The sequence below is a fragment of the Enterobacter sp. RIT637 genome (assembly GCF_019718755.1).
Lineage (GTDB): Bacteria > Pseudomonadota > Gammaproteobacteria > Enterobacterales > Enterobacteriaceae > Enterobacter.
Window position 1 is genome coordinate 1 of record NZ_JAIHAZ010000171.1, and the last position, 530, is coordinate 530.

A 530-nucleotide genomic window follows, 5' to 3' on the forward strand; every position below is an offset into this window, starting at 1 on the left:
GATGAAGCCCGTACTCCGCTGATCATCTCCGGCCCGGCTGAAGACAGCTCCGAGATGTACCGTAAAGTCGACAAAATCATCCCGCACCTGATTCGTCAGGAGAAAGAAGATTCTGATACCTTCCAGGGCGAAGGCCACTTCTCCGTGGATGAAAAAGCGCGTCAGGTGAACCTGACCGAACGCGGTCTGGTCCAGATTGAAGAGCTGCTGGTTGAGCAGGGCATTATGGAAGAGGGCGAGTCACTTTACTCCCCGACCAACATCATGCTGATGCACCACGTTACTGCGGCATTGCGCGCTCACGTCCTGTTCACCCGCGATGTGGATTACATCGTGAAAGACGGCGAAGTGATCATCGTTGATGAACACACTGGCCGTACCATGCAGGGCCGTCGCTGGTCTGATGGTCTGCACCAGGCTGTGGAAGCGAAAGAAGGCGTCGATATTCAGAACGAAAACCAGACGCTGGCTTCTATCACCTTCCAGAACTACTTCCGTTTGTATGAAAAACTGGCGGGCATGACCGGTAC

At 54.2% G+C, this 530-nt stretch carries 1 pseudogene; it reads left to right on the top strand.

The window, feature by feature from the left end:
* Nucleotides 1–530, top strand: a pseudogene (secA, locus tag K5E19_RS23830) (preprotein translocase subunit SecA); the annotation flags it as partial.